This is a genomic window from Cryobacterium sp. 10I5, assembly GCF_035019865.1.
GTDB lineage: Bacteria > Actinomycetota > Actinomycetes > Actinomycetales > Microbacteriaceae > Cryobacterium > Cryobacterium breve_A.
The window spans coordinates 71124-89187 of record NZ_JASJVI010000001.1 but is presented as its reverse complement, the minus strand read 5'-3'; the positions used below and the strand labels follow the sequence as shown (position 1 = coordinate 89187).

At 63.9% G+C, this 18064-nt stretch carries 19 protein-coding genes; 4 read left to right on the top strand and 15 right to left on the bottom strand.

Features of this window, described 5'->3' with window-relative positions:
* Positions 1-348 precede the first annotated feature (348 nt).
* On the top strand, positions 349-2424 hold the full coding sequence (locus QN350_RS00385) for a transglycosylase domain-containing protein (RefSeq protein ID WP_323502330.1): 2076 nt from the start codon (positions 349-351) through the stop codon (positions 2422-2424).
* A 565-nt stretch (positions 2425-2989) separates the two neighbouring features.
* On the opposite strand, the gene QN350_RS00380 is transcribed toward QN350_RS00385, so the two are convergent.
* The 10 genes from QN350_RS00380 to QN350_RS19925 all read right to left on the bottom strand — a co-directional run bounded on the left by QN350_RS00380 (position 2990) and on the right by QN350_RS19925 (position 9093).
* Positions 2990-3604 (bottom strand): DUF3105 domain-containing protein, encoded by a 615-nt coding sequence (locus tag QN350_RS00380; protein WP_322139748.1) that lies wholly within the window; start codon positions 3602-3604, stop codon positions 2990-2992.
* Positions 3605-3695: 91 nt separating this feature from the next.
* Positions 3696-3920, bottom strand: coding sequence for a hypothetical protein (locus tag QN350_RS00375; RefSeq protein WP_322139749.1), 225 nt, complete (start codon positions 3918-3920; stop codon positions 3696-3698).
* Positions 3917-4129 (bottom strand): hypothetical protein, encoded by a 213-nt coding sequence (locus QN350_RS00370; protein WP_322139750.1) that lies wholly within the window; start codon positions 4127-4129, stop codon positions 3917-3919. Before QN350_RS00370 ends, QN350_RS00375 begins: the two co-directional genes overlap by 4 nt.
* A gap of 1 nt (position 4130) precedes the next feature.
* Positions 4131-4415 (bottom strand): hypothetical protein, encoded by a 285-nt coding sequence (locus QN350_RS00365; RefSeq protein WP_322139751.1) that lies wholly within the window; start codon positions 4413-4415, stop codon positions 4131-4133.
* Positions 4412-5086, bottom strand: coding sequence for a peroxiredoxin family protein (locus tag QN350_RS00360; protein WP_322139752.1), 675 nt, complete (start codon positions 5084-5086; stop codon positions 4412-4414). The genes QN350_RS00365 and QN350_RS00360 overlap by 4 nt, the downstream gene beginning before the upstream one ends.
* Positions 5083-6060 (bottom strand): cytochrome c biogenesis CcdA family protein, encoded by a 978-nt coding sequence (locus tag QN350_RS00355; protein WP_322139753.1) that lies wholly within the window; start codon positions 6058-6060, stop codon positions 5083-5085. Before QN350_RS00355 ends, QN350_RS00360 begins: the two co-directional genes overlap by 4 nt.
* A 110-nt stretch (positions 6061-6170) precedes the next feature.
* Entirely contained in the window at positions 6171-7241 is a 1071-nt protein-coding gene (locus QN350_RS00350; protein ID WP_322139754.1) for a M56 family metallopeptidase, read from the bottom strand.
* A complete protein-coding gene (locus QN350_RS00345) occupies positions 7238-7603 on the bottom strand; it encodes a BlaI/MecI/CopY family transcriptional regulator (protein ID WP_322139755.1) in 366 nt (121 codons plus the stop codon). Before QN350_RS00345 ends, QN350_RS00350 begins: the two co-directional genes overlap by 4 nt.
* A 139-nt stretch (positions 7604-7742) precedes the next feature.
* Positions 7743-8336, bottom strand: a complete 594-nt coding sequence (locus QN350_RS00340) for a DUF305 domain-containing protein (RefSeq protein ID WP_322139756.1) — start codon at positions 8334-8336, stop codon at positions 7743-7745.
* Between the two features lie 154 nt (positions 8337-8490).
* On the bottom strand, positions 8491-9093 hold the full coding sequence (locus tag QN350_RS19925; protein WP_369125186.1) for a DUF6153 family protein: 603 nt from the start codon (positions 9091-9093) through the stop codon (positions 8491-8493).
* Positions 9094-9185: 92 nt separating this feature from the next.
* On the opposite strand from QN350_RS19925, the gene QN350_RS00335 reads away from it, so the two are divergent.
* Positions 9186-11279, top strand: coding sequence for a copper-translocating P-type ATPase (locus QN350_RS00335; RefSeq protein ID WP_322139757.1), 2094 nt, complete (start codon positions 9186-9188; stop codon positions 11277-11279).
* Between the two features lie 6 nt (positions 11280-11285).
* Here QN350_RS00335 and QN350_RS00330 read toward each other — a convergent pair whose 3' ends face one another.
* Both QN350_RS00330 and QN350_RS00325 read right to left on the bottom strand, forming a co-directional pair.
* On the bottom strand, positions 11286-12650 hold the full coding sequence (locus QN350_RS00330; protein WP_322139758.1) for a HAMP domain-containing sensor histidine kinase: 1365 nt from the start codon (positions 12648-12650) through the stop codon (positions 11286-11288).
* The gene (locus QN350_RS00325) at positions 12647-13336 is read right to left on the bottom strand and encodes a response regulator transcription factor (RefSeq protein WP_322139759.1); all 690 of its coding nucleotides are present in this window, start codon (positions 13334-13336) and stop codon (positions 12647-12649) included. The genes QN350_RS00330 and QN350_RS00325 overlap by 4 nt, the downstream gene beginning before the upstream one ends.
* A gap of 140 nt (positions 13337-13476) precedes the next feature.
* Between QN350_RS00325 and QN350_RS00320 the strand changes: the two genes are divergently transcribed.
* The gene (locus QN350_RS00320; RefSeq protein ID WP_322139760.1) at positions 13477-14076 is read left to right on the top strand and encodes a sulfocyanin-like copper-binding protein; all 600 of its coding nucleotides are present in this window, start codon (positions 13477-13479) and stop codon (positions 14074-14076) included.
* Between the two features lie 68 nt (positions 14077-14144).
* On the top strand, positions 14145-14444 hold the full coding sequence (locus QN350_RS00315) for an SHOCT domain-containing protein (protein WP_322139761.1): 300 nt from the start codon (positions 14145-14147) through the stop codon (positions 14442-14444).
* 629 nt (positions 14445-15073) lie between these two features.
* Here the strand turns inward: QN350_RS00315 and QN350_RS00310 are convergent.
* The 3 genes from QN350_RS00310 to QN350_RS00300 form a co-directional block, all read right to left on the bottom strand.
* Positions 15074-16066: an AraC family transcriptional regulator gene (locus QN350_RS00310; protein WP_322139762.1), complete on the bottom strand. Its 993-nt coding sequence runs from the start codon at positions 16064-16066 to the stop codon at positions 15074-15076.
* A 73-nt stretch (positions 16067-16139) separates the two neighbouring features.
* A complete protein-coding gene (locus QN350_RS00305) occupies positions 16140-17132 on the bottom strand; it encodes an NAD-dependent epimerase/dehydratase family protein (RefSeq protein WP_322139763.1) in 993 nt (330 codons plus the stop codon).
* A gap of 329 nt (positions 17133-17461) precedes the next feature.
* Entirely contained in the window at positions 17462-18061 is a 600-nt protein-coding gene (locus tag QN350_RS00300; RefSeq protein ID WP_323507809.1) for an arginase family protein, read from the bottom strand.
* Between the last annotated feature and the right edge of the window lie 3 nt (positions 18062-18064).

Sequence of the window (18064 nt, the reverse complement as noted above, 5' to 3'; positions counted from 1 at the left end):
AAGGCCTTCACGTCCTGAACTCGGACCGTCGGCGCGACCATTTCGTCACGCGTGTCGTCGCCGGGTCGCAGCGGATTGTGGCGTGCTCACAGTTCGCGAAAATCACCGTGACTGTGCACTATCGACGAGCTGTGGATCGGCCGTGGGGAAGCCGGCGCTGAGCACTATCCCGGCAACGGCTGCCATGAGCTGAAATAGACCTCCATTTTGAGGGAACCCTCATTTTCAGGGCACCTCACCGCAAGAGATCTCCATGTCATCCCAGATCTGGTCCGTAAGGTACCGAATATGCGTGCAAAAACTGGAAAGTCTCGCGGGGCCCTGGGCGGCCTTGTGGGATTCGTTGCGATGAGTGCCATCGCCGGTGTTCTCGTGACGGCCGCGGTCACTCCCGCTCTCGCTCTATCGGGTGTGGCAGCAACGGACACGATCAATGTCTTCGAGAACCTCCCCGACAATCTCAAGATCGACCAGCTCTCGCAGAAGAGCAACATCTACGCGACGCGCGCCGACGGAACCGAGACGCTTCTGGCCTCGTTCTACGACCAGAACCGGGTCGAGGTCGCCTCGGATGCGATCAACCAGTTCGTGAAAGACGCCGCGACCTCCGGTGAAGACCCCCGCTTCTACGAGCACGGCGGCGTCGACCTTCAAGGCACCGTGACCGGGCTCGTCACGACCATCGCGAGTGGAACCGCCCGCGGTGGATCGTCGATAACACAGCAATACGTCAAGAACGTCCTCGTGCAAGAGTGCGAAGTCCTCACAGATGCCAAAAAGAGGTCGGACTGCTATGACACGGCGACCGCAACCACTCCCGACCGCAAGCTCAAGGAGATGCGCCTTGCGATCGGCGTGGAGAAGAAGTACTCGAAGGATGACATCCTCCGCTCGTACCTGAACATCACCGGCTTCGGGGGCACGGTCTACGGCATCGAGTCCGCGGCGGAGTACTACTTCGGTGCGACCGCCGCGACGCTGACTCTGCCGCAGGCGGCGAGCCTCGTGGCGATCGTGAACAACCCGGTCAAGTTCCAGCTCGACCAGCCGGACAGCGCGACCAACGGTGCAGCCAACGGCTACGCCGCGAACAAGGACCGCCGCGACTACATCCTCGACGAGATGCTGAAGTACGGCAAGATCAACCAGGCCGACCACGACGCCGCGATCGCCGCCCCGATCGAACCGAGCATCCACGTGCCGTCGACCGGCTGCCAGACCGCCGGCGGCAGCGCGTACTTCTGCGACCTCGTCGTGAACACCCTGCAGAACAACCCAGTCTTCGGCGCTGACGACACCACCCGGATGGCGAGCTTCCGCCGCGGGGGCTACAACGTCTATACGACTCTCGACCTCGACCTGCAGCAGGCGGCAGAGGCCACCGTCAAGGCCAACGTACCCTCGACGTTCCCCGGCTGGGACGTCGGCGGCGTGGCCGTGAGCGTCGGCGTCGGTACCGGGAAGGTTCTCGCCATGGCGCAGAACAAGGACTACAGCCAGGACCCGGCCGTCCAGGCGACCGGAGCGAATTACACCGGTATCAACTACAACACCAACATCGACCAGGGCGGGTCCAGCGGGTTCCAGCCCGGATCCATGTACAAGCTGTTCACCCTTGCCGAGTGGCTCACCGAGGGGCATTCCCTCAATGAGCGGGTCGACTCTCGCATCAAGTCCAACTGGGGCACCTTCCGCGACAGCTGTGCGGCCGGCGGCACCGTGAGCTTCCCCGGCTACAGCCCCAAAAACGACTCATCGTCAGAGACCAGCTCGAACTACAGTGCCCTTGAGTCCACGATCAACTCGATCAACACCGGCTATATCGGCATGGCGAAGAAACTTGACCTGTGCGCCATCCGCAAGACCGCCGAAGCCTTCGATGTGACGCGCGCCGACGGAAATCCTCTGCAACAAGGCGCCTCCGCGGTGCTCGGCACCAATGAGGTCGCGCCGCTGAGCATGGCGGTCGCCTTCGCGGGCATCGCCAACAACGGCACCACCTGCAGCCCGATCGTGATCGACCACATCACCGGATCCGATGGAACGGCCCTCCCGGTGCCGGCTAGCGATTGTCACCAGTCGGTTGACCCCACGATCGCGGCAGGAATGGCGACCGCGATGCAACAGGTCATGACGAGGGGAACCGCGACGCAGTCCTACGGTGCCACGAGCCCGAAGGTACCGATGATCGGCAAGACTGGAACCACAGACGGCAACAAGGACACCTGGATGGGCGGAGCGAGCAGCAAGGTCGCCACCGTCGTCGGTGTGATGAGCGTCACCGGTGACAAGGACCAGCGCACCACATACTTCAACGGCCAGCAAGCCGCCACAGCCCGACACCGGATGTGGCCGGCCATCATGAGCGTTGCCAACGCCAAGTATGGGGGAGCCGCCTTCGCCGTGGCGGTCGGCGGACGCTGAGTGTCGTGCAGGCCCGCCCCGTCTGCACTCTTCTGTACCTTGCCGACAAATGGATTGGTGAATCGGTTTGGATCGCGAGGCTCCTCGGCCTCCAATTGGTCAGCCTGATCACCGAACCCTCCGCGGTTCTGCGCGTGCACCGTTGCCGGATCTAGACGAGGGCGTCACCGTGCAGGTCGAATCTGCGAGTTGATGTGTGCACGTTTATTCAGCGCATATTGGCTCGAGGTCGCTCTGGACAGGTCGAGACATGTCGATGAAAATGGAAGCAACAGAACAAGTAATTCCCGGTCAGGTCGAGGTATGTCGAGGTCGATCGAGGTGAGGCGAGTGGAGGAAAGTCCCTCGGTCTAAATCCGTCGGACCCGGGTTCAAGTCCCGGCTGCCCTACCAAAAAGTGTCTTTTGACGAGTCTTCGGCGTGTGTCGCGTGGCGTGCGTCTGAAGTCGAACGAAGATCATCCATGGTCCTGTCCAGCCCATCCCGCTGAACCCCTTCATGTTTGTTGTACTCACATGTCTGGACGTTCAATCGTGGATCTGGTGTTCTTTGGCGACGCTGCAGGTCAGGACACCTTGCCCGGTCCGTCCAGGCCTCCGGTGCACGGGGAGCCGGGTTCTGGAGCAGTTGCGGCGCCCCGGTACTTGGCGATGAATGCCGCGAGTCGGGGATCGGCCGGGTCGCTGATGTCGAGCTGCGTGCCCCAGGCCGATGCGACGATCGATGACGGGAGACCGGCGAACGGAGACAGGATCGCGTATGTCGCAGGGATCTCCTTGCGCAGAGCTGCGAGCTGATCACCCGTCACTTTTAAAGCGTCGTAGGTGACCCACACGGCGCCGTGCTCGAGCGAGTGCACTGCGTTTTCGTTGGGGACGTTGTCGGAATACACGCCACAGTTCAGGAGCGTGACGGAGTGGTCTCCGCCTACCGGTGGCAGCGGATTGTATTTCACGGTTCCGGTGACGTGCTGGGAGGTCTGGTTCGGGAAGGTCTGCACGCCGTCAACGGATGTTGGTGCTGCCGCGTTCTTTGGGGCGCCCGTGGTCGTGACGACGAGGACGATGACGAGCACGACGATCCCTGCAGCGGACCAGGCTGCGGCGATCCCGATCTTTCGGTTCCGCTTCGCTTTGGATTGTTCACGCTTGAGTGCGGCGACTTTTTCTGCCCGACGCACGGCTCGTTGCTGTTTGCCTGTTCCAGGCGCGGATTCGTGACCTCCGCCAGCTGAGTGGTCGTCCGAGTGTGGGGGTGTTTCACGAGCCATGTCAGCTGTCCTTCGGGTCAGGTGAAATATACCCGATGGTGTCCTGTAGCGACTTGAGTTCGGCTCGGGCGGCCTGAATGTCTGCTTGGACGTTTGTCGCCGGCTTCGCGCAGCACCCGGCGTCACCCAGGGCGGTTCGGCCGCGCAGCATGGGGCGCATGCAGAACCGCCAGGTCAGCGCCGCGGCAAGCGCCGTAGCGGCGAGGGAGATCAGAATGGGGATCATGCGTTCGGTCCGGTGCCGGGGTGGCGTTCGTCGAATGCCGCGGCCTGGGGGCGGAGGGCGGCGACTTCGGCGCGGAGGTGGGCGAGTTCCTGTTCTTCAGGACCGTCGACGGTCTTGCCGTGGCGGCGTCCGCGCATCATGAACCACATCATCAGGCCCATCCCGACGGGGCAGATCAGGGCGGGGAGTATGTAGAGGAATTGCTGCATGTCAGGATCCTTCTGGTTGGGTCGATTGGGTGGTTTCGATCATGGTGGTGAATTTCCGCCGGAGGGCGCGGGTGGATAGACGCCCGTGTGCGATCAGCCGGCCGTTAGCGACGAGCCCGGGGGTGAAGGCCAGCCGCTGCTCACGGGCGATGGCACGGCCGGTGTCACTGTTCACGTCGACCTCGTCGATGTGGAGGGCGAATTCGGCGGACAGTTCGGCAAGCACTCGTTTTCCCGCGATACAGGAGGGGCAGTCGCTTTGAGTGAGCAGGGTCAGGGCGATCATGACGTCGTATCGGTCTTCAAGTCGAGGAGAAGCTGGTCGACGGGCACGAACATGGTGTATTTCGGAGCCCCGCCGTAGTCGGCGCGCCAGGTGATGGTGCCGTCGGGGCCCACGAGGATGAAGCTGTGCCCATCGGTGCTGGTGCCCATCATGCCGAATTCGTTGGCCTGGTACTTTTTCGAGGTGACCAGGTCGGGGTCGGACAGGACCGGGGTTTTGAGGCCCATGTCGTTGGTTCTCCGGGCGATTTGCTGGGCCGGGTCGGTTGTGATGGACACGACGGCGTCGATTCCCGCGGACTGGAGCTTCGCTGCGTCCGTTTCCAGGCTGGTGATCTGCGTCCAGCATGGTTCGCAGGCCAGGCCTTCCTGAAAGAAGAGCAGCACATTCTTGCCGGTGTAGTCGGCCAGGGACACCTGTCCGCCGGAGTTGTCGGCGAGCGTGAAGCCTGGTGCGACCTGGCCGATGCCGGGGGTTCCGACGTCGTACGACGACGACTGCGTCGTCGTACCGGTGGCTGCCGTCCTCGGGGTGTTCGCGCTGGCGAAGACGCCGTATAGCCCGGCGAGGACGATGCCGGCGATCAGCAGCCCGGTGATCCAGCCGAACCAGCCGGGGCGGCGGGACCGGATACTGGGGGACTGTTGCGTGTTTTTGGGGGCGGAACTCATTTGGTGGTGTCCTGTCCTGTGCGTGCGGGGGTTTCGAGGGCTGCATCGCTGCAGCAGCTGGATTCAGAGTCGGTGGACTGAACCGGCCCGTCGGGTGTCGTCGTGGTTGGTTCCGGGGGCTTTGGTTCGGTGTTGCGGGCGGCGCGCCACACGAAGTAGCCGCTGGAAGCAACCAGCACGATTGCGACGGCCCAGCCCGGAAGCCAGGCGAGCGCCTTGGTTACGACGGAGACGCTGTGTTGTAGGTCGGCGCCGAACTGGGCGAGCCAGCCGCCTGAGGTCATCCCGGGTCCGACCGCGGCCTGAATATAGGTGAGGATGGCCATCACGATGAGTAGGACGGCGGAACCTAAGCTGCCGACGGCGAGGCTGCGGCGGTGCCGGCCCAGGTGCAGTGTGATCTGGCGTCCCTGAAGCCACTTGCTTGAGGCCCAATCCTTACGGTCCCAGACCAGCGCCAGTATGGCGAGGGGGGCGACCATTCCGGTCACATAGGTGAGGCCAACGGCCAGGGCCGCGGGGAACGAGGCGGTTGCGCCGGAGAGGACCGCGACGCCGATGAGTACCGGAGCGCAGCACGAGCTGGCCGCACCGGAGAACACTCCGAGTCCGTAGACCGAGGCGAGGCCATGGCCGGCGGGAACTCGGCGGGCAAGCATCGGAAGCTGCAGCTTCCAGCCAAACAGCATCGCAATGCCTCCAATCAGCATCGCCGTGGCGGCGATCGTGAAGACGATCGCGTGCTGGCCGGAGATCAGCCCGATCAAGGCCGTTGCTCCCAACCCGATCGGCACGATGATCGTGGCGACCCCGGCAGCGAAGACCAGGGTCGCTCCCACGATGCCGGAACGCCGACGCATGCCCGACGCAAAGTAGGCGGGCAACATCACCGATACGCAACAGGGCGCGAGCAGGGCAACCAGGCCGCCCAGAAAGGCGGCGAGCAGAGTGCCGCCGAACAGTAGATTTTCCATTTATTCTTCGCCTTCACCCGGGCCGCGTCCTGCGCGGACATTCACCTATCCTCCTAAGGAGATTAGGTGATTGTGATGCGGTTGTCTAACTGGCGTGCCGAAGCTGAAAGTCAGCTCGAGAAGCGACCCTCGTCCATGCTGTCGACGGCACACGGGGCATGTGCAGCAGGCGCAGGCGCGCTGCCGGACGTCGGAGAAAGGGACGCCGACAGGCTGGTTACCGGCTCGACGGGGCACAACGCATGATCTGCGCTCGTCACGGCCGGCCAGCCGAGGGCGAGTCCGGGCGCGATCAGCAGCAGCGCGATCGCGACCGCTGCGACGCACGTGGGGAAGCGGCCCACGGATTGGCGTGGAGGGAGGAGCCGGCGGACGCGGGCTGCAGCCCCGGTTCCAGCGGCTCCGAGAGCGACGGCCGGTACTGCATGCGGCGGCATGGCTGCGACGGCCAGGAGCGCCGCCGCGACCGTGAGCCGGTGAGTTCGTGCAGCCGCGACATCGTCGGCACGAAGTTCGACCAGGCGAGCCGTCTCCCGCGCAGCCAGCCGGAAAGGCGGGAGCCCGTGAAAGGCCTGCGACAGTGCCACGGAGAATGCGAGGGCAAGGTCATGCCGCTCAGTGAGGTGCGCGCGCTCATGGGCCAAAACCGCGATGAGCTCCTCGTCCGTCAGAGCGTGAAGCGCGGCCGTGGTCACGACAGTGCGCCGGTGGATTCCCGGCATGCAGTAGACCGCCGCTTCCGTGGAATCGAGGATGACGATGTCGCGATCGAAATCCGGGCGACCAACCATGTCGAGAACTCGACGATGTGCCGTGCGCTCCCGTGACATTCGGGCGCCCGTTGATGCCAGGCCCCAGAAGCAGCGCGTGATGACGGCGCCGGCCAGCAGCGCCCCACCAATACCGACGGCGGCACCGCTCGGCGTCGAATACTGCTGTTGCAGCGCCATTGCACAAGCCTGGAGGACGTCGATGATGCCCTTTCCGCCCAGGCCTGCGATGGGAATCGCAAAGGACAGGCCGGCGAGGGCCAGCGAGCCCACGACAGCGCCAGTCAGGGCCTGCCAGGACGCGATCGCGAGCCGGGGCGCGCGATCGACCCAGTTCGCGCGCAACAGGAGCCGGGGGACTGCGATAGAAAGAGCTATCGCGTACACAGTCAGGGTGATTGCGACAATCACGACTTCGGCTCGTTGTCCTGCGCGGCGGCAAGCAGACGGCGCAGTTCAGCGGCTTCGTCGTCGGGCATTTCGTCGACGAAGCCAACGAGTGCTGCCGCCCGATCGTCGGCGAAAGACAGCGCCTCGCGGATGAGTCCGGACACATAATCGTCCCGGGTGGCCGCGGGACCATAGCGGAATGCGCGGCCGTCCCGTTCCTTACTGAGCCAGCCCTTGCGATTGAGGATCTCGGTGACCGTTTGAACGGTGTTGTAGGCGAGCCCGCGATTGAGCCTGTCGAGGATTTCCCGCACCAGCAGCGGATTCTCGGCCTGCCAGACCTCGTTCATGATCGCGTTTTCCAGATCACCGAACTTTGCCATTGTCGAGCCCTTTCGAACATTGCTGTTCCTCGCGAACCGACCGGAAAGTGAGTTCACTCTAATCCTAGTCACCTAAGTTGATTAGGCGGACTGGGGCCGCGGAGTGCCGACAGCTCTCCGCGGCCTGTCAACGGGTCGGCTACATGGCGGCGAGGATGTCCTGCATCTGCGTGATCTGCGCCGTCTGGTCGGCGATGATCTTCGTCGCGAGCGCCTGTGCGTCCGGGTTCTGCCCGTCCTTGAGTTCGACGTTGGCCATGTCAATCGCGCCCTGGTGGTGCTGGATCATCTGCTGGAGGAACAGCTTGTCCGCGGCCGGGCCGGTCGCGGCGTCCAGCGCGGCCATGTCCCCATCGGTCATGGAACCGGAGCTCATGTCCATTCCGGGCATGTTGGCGGCGGTCGCACCCCACGCGGTGACCCAGGAACTCATCATCGTGATCTCCGGCCCCTGGGCCGCCTTGATCTGCTCGGCGAGAGCGGTAACGCGAGGATCGACCCCGGTCTTGTCCAGCATGGTCTGGGCCATCGTTATCGCCTGCTGGTGGTGGTCGACCATCGGCATGGCGAACGAGACGTCGGCATCGTTGAACACCGCTGTCGATGCGGCGGGGGCGGAGGATGCAGATGCACTGGCGCCGCCGGCCGTGGTGGCACCGGCCGAGCAGGCGGACAAGGCAATGGCTGCGGCTAGTGCGGTGGCGGTGAGAAGGGGAATGCGAAGGGAAATCAAGGGGAGTCCAATCTGTCAAACAAAGGGTTGTGATTGTCGTCTGCGGAAGAAGATCCGGAGACGGCGAGCGTGCTCTCGGGTGAAGCGAGACACGGAAATCGCTGGAACGGCGAGAGTCCGCCGCACCGGGGGGAGGCTCACAGCCGGTTGTTGATCAGACGCGGCTAATCGACAAGGCCGTCAGCGAGGGCGGTCGTTGTGGAGGGAGGCGCAGCGGGAGAGTGGGTGCTGCGCGCACGGCGGAGCGCGGGACAACGAGGGTAATCGCGTGCTGGGCGACAGGATTCGGGGAGTGCGCGATGAGTCCGGCAGTACACGCGGACCCTGTCATGAGGCAATCGACGGCACACATGCCGAGACAAGTCGACGGCAGGTGAGACGTTCCCGACGCAGATGCACTGGAAATCGAGGCGAACGGCAGTTCGAAGTCCGACCCCCCTGCGCTGAGGACTGAAACGTTCGACTGCGCGTCGGACATGGCGTGGGAATGTGGCGAGGCTTCGGATTCTGCCGCCATCCCTGCATGCATCGCTACCAATCCGAAAACGATGGCTGCAAGCGAGAGGATTCCGACGAGCGAACGACGCAGTTGCGCGGCGGCTGTGAACGCGCGACTGCACGGCTGAGCTTCCACCACGGCGTTCCCTTTCTTCCCGTGCCGTCCGCAGGCGGCAATGCTCACACTGTAGTCAACGGATGCTCCGCGCGGTCTGAGAGGGCCGACCGTGTTCGACGACGAACGGCCGGAGGTCGCCATCCTCTCATACCTATGGGGGGTATATGCTGTTGATGTAGGCACCGCGAAACACAGTGTCGAGCACCAGCAATTTCCTCGAGAGGATCGTTCATATGAGCCCATCGACTGAGACCAGGATCATGCATGCGCATGCGGCAGCCACGACCACGACGAGGCAAGACGCCATGGGGCACAGCGGCGGCGGCCATGGCACCATGACAATGGGGACCATGATCCGGGATATGCGCAACCGGTTCCTGGTGGCCGCAGTCCTGTCCGTTCCGATCACGCTTCTATCGCCGATCGGCCGCGAAGTTATTGGGTTCACGCTTCCGGCACCCTTCGGGCTCCGTGACGACATAGCGGCCCTGATTCTGTCACTGCCGGTGATCTTCTACTCCGCGTGGATCTTCTTCGACGGCGCCTACCGGGCGCTGCGGGCGAGAACGCTCGACATGATGGTGCTTGTGGCCGTCGGCGTCGGAGCGGGCTGGCTCTACAGCGTGGTCGTCACCCTGACCGGCGGTGGCGACGTCTTTTACGAGGCCGCCACCGTGCTGGCCAGTTTTGTGCTTCTGGGGCACTGGGTCGAAATGCGGGCACGGGGCGGCGCGAATGATGCTGTTCGCACACTGCTCGAGCTCGCGCCCTCGCAGGCCTTCGTGATCCGCGACGGGGAACCCGTTGAAATTCCCACGGCGGAGGTCGTTCCGGGCGACCTGCTGCTCGTGCGTCCGGGATCCAAGGTCCCCACCGACGGCACGGTCGAGTCCGGCGACTCGGATATCGATGAGTCTATGGTCACCGGGGAGAGTCTTCCCGTGGCTAAGACGGCCGGCTCAACGGTGATCGGCGCGACCGTGAACACCACGGGCACCCTCCGGGTCAGAGCGACGAAGGTGGGCGCGGACACCGCACTTGCCCAGATCGTCGCGCTTGTGCAGGAGGCGCAGAATTCCAAGGCGCCCGGCCAGCGCCTGGCCGATCGGGCGGCGTTCTGGCTGGTACTGGTGGCACTGATCGGCGGAATCGTGACCCTGGCAGTGTGGCTGCTGGCGGGCGCAACAGTGCCGGCGGCGATGCTGTTCGCGATCACCGTGGTCGTCATCACGTGCCCGGACGCGCTCGGGCTGGCGACCCCGACGGCGATTATGGTCGGGACCGGACTGGGTGCCAAGCGTGGCGTCCTGTTCAAGACCGCGACGGCGCTGGAAACGGCCGCACGGATCGACACCGTGGTGATGGACAAGACCGGCACCCTTACCCAGGGCAAGCCGGAAGTGACCGACTTCGTCGCGATAGGAATCGACGAGGACGAACTGCTGGCACTCGTTGCCGCGGTGGAGCGCGAGTCGGAGCATCCGCTTGCCGCTGCGGTGGTCAGCTACGCTGCGGGCCGGGGTGTGACCGTGGGCGACGCCGTCGACTTCGAGAACGTACCCGGGCACGGGGCCGGGGCGACCGTGAGCGGGCGCCGCGTGCTTGTCGGCAACCGCAAGCTGATGACCGCGCAAGGCGTTGATATCGAACCAGTCAAGGACAAGCGAGATGCGCTGGCGTCAACAGGACGCACCGCGGTCCTGCTGGCCGTGGACGGCAAGGCGACCGGCGTCGTTGCGCTGGCGGATGCCGTGCGCCCGACCGCTGCTGCCGCAGTCGCCGCCCTGCATGACGCCGGGATCCAGGTCGTCATGCTCACCGGAGACAACGGAGCCACCGCCGCGCGCATCGCCTCCCAGCTCGGGATCGATACCGTGATTGCCGAGGTGTTGCCCGAAGACAAGTCCGCGAAGATCACCGAACTTCAGGCCGCCGGCAAACGCGTTGCCATGGTTGGCGACGGAGTCAATGACGCCCCGGCGCTGGCGCAGGCCGACCTGGGGATCGCGATCGGGGCCGGTACCGACGTCGCCATCGACACGGCGGACGTCGTCCTGATGCGATCCGATCCGTTGGATATCCCTGTGGCGTTGTGGATCGGGAAGGGAACCGTTCGGAAGATGCGGCAGAACCTGGGGTGGGCTGTCGGGTACAACGCCGTCGCGCTGCCGATCGCCGCCGGCGTCTTCTTCCCCGGGTTCGGCATCCGGTTGACCCCGGAGATCGCGGCGATTTCGATGTCCGGTTCCAGCGTGATCGTCGCCGTCAATGCGCTGATGCTGAAGCGCCTTCGCCTGCCACGAGACGTCGAGGTCACACGCGACTGACCGGAGTCAGAGCGGTCGGGCCGTTCCTGGCAGCCGAATGGTGATCGTCGTCCCAGTTCCCGGCACGGATGTCGCATCGACGGTGCCACCGTGTCCGGTGACGAGTTCGCGGACCAGGGCGAGGCCGATTCCCGAGCCGGACACGTGTACCGCCTCCCGGCCCCGCCAGAGTCGGTCGAAGATGTGCGGGAGCTCGTCGGCGGCGATGCCGGGGCCGGTATCGGAGACAGCGAGTGCCGCCCGGCCGTCGTCGACCGTCACGGTCACGGTCACGCAGTCGCCCGGCCGGCAGTAGCGGGCGGTGTTGGCAAGCAGGTTGCCGACGGCCTGGTGCATTCGGTCGGCGTCTGCGCGCACCCAGGCTGGCCCGACGGGCTCCGCGATGACGGTGAGGCCGGCGGCCCGCAGCCGCGACTCCCACTCGGACAGGGCGTCGCGGGCGACCTGGGCGAGGTCGACGGTGGCCAGGTGCAGTGACAGTCCTGCCGTCTCGACGGCCGACAGTTCGGCCAGGTCCGCGACGATGCGTCCGAGCCGCAAAGACTGGTCATGCAGCCCCGCGAGGCTTTCGGGTGTCGGCTCCACGAGGCCGTCACGGAGTTCCTCGAGTCCGGCCTGAAGCGCCGCGAGCGGGGTGCGCAGCTCATGGGCCACGTCCGCGGTGAGAGTGCGCCGATCACGATCGGAGCGGACGACCGCGTCGGCCATGCCGTTGAACGCGGAGGCCAGCTCACCGAGCTCACCCGGAGCCGGCCCGGTGGCCCGAGCCTGCCGGTCACCGGCCGTGAACGAGCGGGCGGCAGCCGTCATGGCCCGGATCGGGCGGACGAGCAGCCGGGTGACGAACCAGCTTGCGCCGAGCGCGATCACGAGGGCGACGACGGCGGCGACGGCGATCCATGACCAGGTGACGTCGAACACGGTGGTCCGGGCCATCATGCCGAACGTCATTCGAACCGTGCCGACCTGGGCGCCGTCGACCATGACCGGTGCCGAGGCCACGGTCTGGCCCATCGCCGACCCCATCCCCATGCCCTGCCCGTCGGCGTTGCCGCCCATCATTCCACCGCTCGACTGGACAGCTGTACCCGTCATGTCCACCACCGTGAGACCGGCGGACGCAGCGTCACCGATTGCGAGGGTGCGGCCCAGTTCCGCTGTCGCCCAGTTTCCGGCCGATCGATAAGCATCGGCAGCTGCTGCGGCCGCGGAGTCCGCGATCTGCTGTCGGTCGGCCTGCTGCGTGACTTGCACGCCCCGATCCACGCCGACCAGGGCGGCGACGCTCATCACGAGCACCGACGACACGGCCACGAGCGCGAACGCGAGCAGGAGCCGGCGTCCCAGGGAGCCGAGGCCCAGGATCCTCATGACAACTCGTCCTGACGGAGCGCAAGTCGATAGCCGACGCCGAGGACAGTCTCGATGATGTCGGCACCGCCCGGACCGAGCTTGTGGCGGAGATTCTTGATGTGGGAGTCGATGGTGCGCTCGTACCCGGCGTATTCGTAGCCGCGCACCCGATTCACCAGCTCATACCGCGAGTAGACCCGCCCAGGAGCGGTCGATATCGCCGCGAGGAGTCCCCATTCGGTCGGAGTCAGGTCGAGCGCGGCGCCATCGAGCCACGCCTGGTGGGCACCGTCATCGATTCGCAACCGTCGGCCGCCGTAGCTTGTCGGCCCCGTCGTGGTCGTCGAACCGCCATACCGGTGCAAGACGGCTTGCACGCGCAGCACGACTTCGTGGGGGCTGAACGGCTTCGTCACGTAGTCGTCTGCACCGAGTTCCAGCCCCTGAATGCGGTCCTCCGTTGTGCTGCGCGCCGTGAGAACGATCACCGGGAGGGTCCCGAGAGTGTGGATTTCCCGGAGGATGTCGGTGCCGTCGATATCGGGAAGGCCCAGATCGAGAAGCACCAGCTCGCACGCAGACAGAAGGCGCAGTGCCTCCGCACCGGACATGGCCGTGAGCACCGCGAATCCAGCTCGTTCGAGGTAGCGGCGGAGGATGTCGCGGATATCACGCTCGTCCTCGACGACCAGCACGGTGGGCATACCTCACCCTAACGCGCGTCATTCGGGCGAAGACTCCGTCGCCGCAAACCTCCACACCATCTCCACACGCACGCCAGTCGATCTGCACACCAGACACGCAGAGTGGGAAACATCAACCCACTCGTTGAAGGAGGAACATCATGAGCAGGAACACACTCATCGCCACGGGGATCGCCGGCGCCGTCGCGACGATCGTCGGTCTCACCGGGCTGTCCGTCGGTGCCGTGAGCGCCATGAACGGCGGGGCGCCGGATTTTGGTACGGCGGGCGGATCATCCTGCACAACACCACGGCTTGCTGGCACCGTCGTGAACGTATCGTTGCGGAACATGGGCGGTTCCATGATGGGCGGCAACAACGGGATGATGGGCGGCATCTCCGGGAACGGAATGATGCCCCGCGGGGCCATGAACCTCAGCCTCGACCGGTCCAACGTCAACTCAGGAACCGTCTCCTTCCTCGCCACCAACGACGGCAGCGTCATCCACGAGCTCGTCATACTTCCGCTCGCGGCTTCGCAGGTCGCGGGCAGCCGGTCGATCTCCGGCGGGAGCAAAGTTGACGAAACCGCAAGTCTCGGCGAGGCCTCCGCCACGTGCAAGGCCGGTGAAGGTACAGGTATCGCTCCGGGCAGCGCAGGCTGGGTGACCCTCGACCTCGCACCCGGACGCTACGAAGTCATCTGCAACCTCCGCGGCCACTACGCCGCCGGGATGTATCGGGAACTGACCGTGACCTGACAGCGACGGGACCAGCATGGTCCCCAGCAATTCCAAGCAATCGAAACCAAACAAACGAAGGAGACAAAATGATGTGGGGCAACGGAATGAACATGGTGTGGGGTTGGCCGTTTGGAATCCTGGTCATCGTGGGCATAGTTCTACTGATCATTTGGGCAGTCCGATCTGCTGGCGCCTCGGCACAGCGCAACGATCAGCAGGTGGCACCGTTGCCCGCTGCAGGAGTCGTGCAGCCGAGCAAGGCTCGTCAGATTCTGGACGAGCGCTTCGCCGCCGGCGATGTGACCGCAGAACAATATCGGGCACAACTGAAGGTGCTCGGCATTCCGTCGGGCGGAGTTGACGACGGTATGAGTACGGAGCACTAGACAAGATCACGCCAAGCTCCTTGGTGGTCATCCAGACGGCTGCATAATGTCGCGCCACCGAGTGGTCTGCGCCTGCGAACCGGCCGACTGAGACGATCGTGACGCTGGGGGATCCGAGGCCCCCGACTTACGATGAAAGCGTTGTTGACAACTTGATGCGCGCACGTTTATTCACCGCTTATTGACTCCAGATCGACCCAGACCAATCGAGACCTGGCGATAAAATGAAACCCAGCAAGAACAAGAAACCCTGATCGAAACGACATCAATCTATATTGCTCCAGTCGATCGCGAACGCGAGTATCATTCCGACCGGATCCGTCGGTCCCGGGGTTCAAGTCCCGGCCGCCCTACCAAAAAGTGTCTTTTGACCAGGATTTTTAGTTTGGTCGTTTCTCAAGAGACTTGAGTAAATAGTCAAGAGGACTCGACGGGGTCGGTGACTCGCTGAATGCGGGCTCGCCCTTCCCGATGCTTGCCGAGGCCTGGCTCGAGGACGTGACGCTCGACGTGGACCGTGCCCACGGACCAAGGGCACCTACAAGCGGGAGCTGCGCGTGCTCGTGCTGCCCTTCTTCGAGCACTTCACCATTCGCGAAGTGACCGTGCAGATCCCGCCGGCAAATGGCTCAGACCGCCTCGAGCTCGGCGCTTCGTGGAGTTAGGCCAGTCCAGGACTGGAAGGCTCGGTAGAAGGAACGCGGGTCGTTGAACCCAAGGAGGAAGGCGATCTCGTCGGTGGTCATGGCTGCCTGTGAGAGGTAGTGCCGAGCGAGAGCCTCGCGCGTGCGATGCAGGATCTCCTGGAAGCTTGTACCCTCTGCCTTCAACTTACGCTGCATGCTCCGAGTGCTCAGCGACAGCTCGCGGGCGACTCCCATCATCGAACCGTCGCCAGTCGGCAGCAGTTCCACGAGCGCGGACCGCACCCGTTCCGCCGAGGAAGCGCCGGGTTGCAGCTCCGCGAGCCGAAGACGCAATTGAGGTTCGAACGTCTGCCACATCGACTCATTGACCGTCAGAAAGGGGCGGGCCGCATCCGCCGCAGAAAAAATGACCTTGCAGGAGATTCCCTGTGAGACGGCTACGCCGAGAAAGTCCGCATATTCGTCGGTGTGCTCCGGAGGGACGAGGCTCGAGACCCTAAGTGGCCGGATTGACGAACGCGTCGCGATGCGAGCAAGCGCGACGATGAACACCAGGTCGACCATCGCCAAGGACGGTGGTGCAACGGTCGAGTCTGGCCACTGCAGTTCCATGGAGGTCTCGGCTGGGGTGGTCTCGACGACCAAGCGCATCGGCCCGACGATGCGCTTATACCCTGCCACCCGGTGGGCTGCCGAGTTGAGGTCTCGGCTACACAGGGCAGCGAAGGCAAGAGGATCGAACGTCTCCACCGAGATTGACTGGCCGATGCGAATCGGCAGCAATGGATCATCCGCCTCGTCTTCCATTGCCCCCCAGAGACGAAAGAACTCCTCGGGGGTAAGCCAGGCCTTCTCCCCGGCGAACAGGTCGTGCGGGAGCATGGCTCGGCGCAGCACGTCGTCGGGGTTGATACCGGCATCACTGAGAAGCAGTTTGAGGCCGGGGTTCACCCGATAGTTCTCTGCGTCGTTCATGCGCTCAAACCTTCTTCGTTCGCCCCGTGATCACCAGATTGTGACCAAGGGATCAAATTGAGAGTGTCAATCGCTACTTGCCGCGTTCGACCAAGAACTGGGCCGACGCCCGCACCGACTCGTGGAAGGGGATGTACTCGAAGCCCATGACTTCCGGGGCATCTGTTCCCACGACAGCCATATTACGGCCCAGGTCGTTGCGCGCGGCTCGGAGCACTGGGATGAACTGGCTCATGAACCGAATCAGCCAGCTGGGTAATTCTCGGGTGGGAATCCTGCGGTCCGGGTGGGCCAACTTGAGCGCCCTGGTGATGTCGACCAGATAGTGGGCCCCGGCCACGGCGGGGAAACGAAGACCAACAGTGGCTTCGTTGTCAATCGCAAGCACGTGCATGCGAGCAACGTCGCGAACGTCCACGCCCGGGGCATTCATGTGCGGCACGGCGGGCACTCGACCCGAAAGAAACTCTTCGATGTAGAACAGTGAAGTACTGAAGTGGTCATCCATCGGCGGGCCGAATACGCCGCCCGGATTGATTGTGGTGAGCTTCATTTCGGGGTGCAGGGCAACGAAGTCCCACGCAGCTCGTTCGGCAAGAGTCGTGGAGGCCTCGTATGCCGCGGTGTCAGGACCCGACGGATCGGTCCAGTTGTCCCGGGTTGAGATTGCCATCTTGGGTTTGTTTTCATCCTTGTAGATCGCGGCGCAGCTTGACGTCAGCACGACACGTCGAACGCCCGCCGAATGAGCGGCCTTGAGGGCACGCAAGGTTCCGTCGACGGCCGGCCGAATGAGCTCCTCAGGATCCTTGGGTGTGGCCTGCGGGAAGGGCGAGGCTGTGTGCATCAACACATCCACACCCTCAAACGCCTCGGCCCAGCCTTCGTCCTTCAGGAGGTCCAAGGTAACAAAGCCGAGTTGGGCATCGGGAAAAAGCACTTCGAGCTGGTGGCGTCCTTGAGGCGAGCGAACCGACGCCTTAACCGTGTAGTCGTTTTCCAGTAGTTCACGGATGATGTGCTTCGCGATGAAGCCAGACGCTCCGGTGACAAGAACGGTGGTCATAGTCAAACTTTCCTCTGCTGGGTGCTGGCGCTGTTGACGACGAAATACCAGCGTGGCCGCTCCCGCACAATGCATCAATGGCAGATCGCGCCACTTCAGCGGCAAATCGCGCCACCGGCGCAAAGGTCATGATGGTAGCGGTGGCACAGGCGAACCTCTTCGGACGGTGCTAACCGGCAGCCCCATTTTTCCGTGGGTTCGATTCCCGGTGGCCATACGTTTTCAGAGCCATTTGGTTAGAGGCCGAAGTGCTCTTTGTCATAGGCCGTGAGTGAGAGCACTTCCCAGGCGGTGTGCGCCGCTACCAGCCCTGTCAAAGCTGCGTGGTCTTAGGCTGGCGCCACTTCTACGATGTCGGCACCCAGGATTCCGATGCCCGTCAGCCCTCGAAGGGTGGCGAATAACTCTCGGGTGGAGAGTCCGGCGACTTCCGGTGTGCCGGTGGCTGGCGCGTGGGCCGGGTCGAGGACGTCGATATCGATGGAGATGTAGATCGGCCGACCCTCGACACGATTGCGGATGCGCTTGACGATCGTCGCCACTCCGTCTTTTTCGTAATCTTCCGTGCCACATTTTGTACACGCTTGACGACCTTCACCGCGTGTTCCACGGCAAGATTCGATTCCGCCCACACTGTGACAGCCAAATTCGTCACTTGCGTCACGTCTCACGCTGCCGGTCGCGTGGAACGATTCCCGCGCACAATGACGGATATGGATCGATACCGAATAAAACGGACGGAAATGCACTAAAATCGAATCATCACCCGAGTCCCGTCCACAGGAGAGCCATATGACCGTCGAACCGATCGCCCTGACCGCCCAGGAACCAGGCCGCCCTCGTCGATCCGGCGGAGGCGTAGGGTCCAGCGCACACGTGTAACTGCAACCACGTCGACAGTAAGGGCACCGTGTTGACAGCCGTGTCATCCC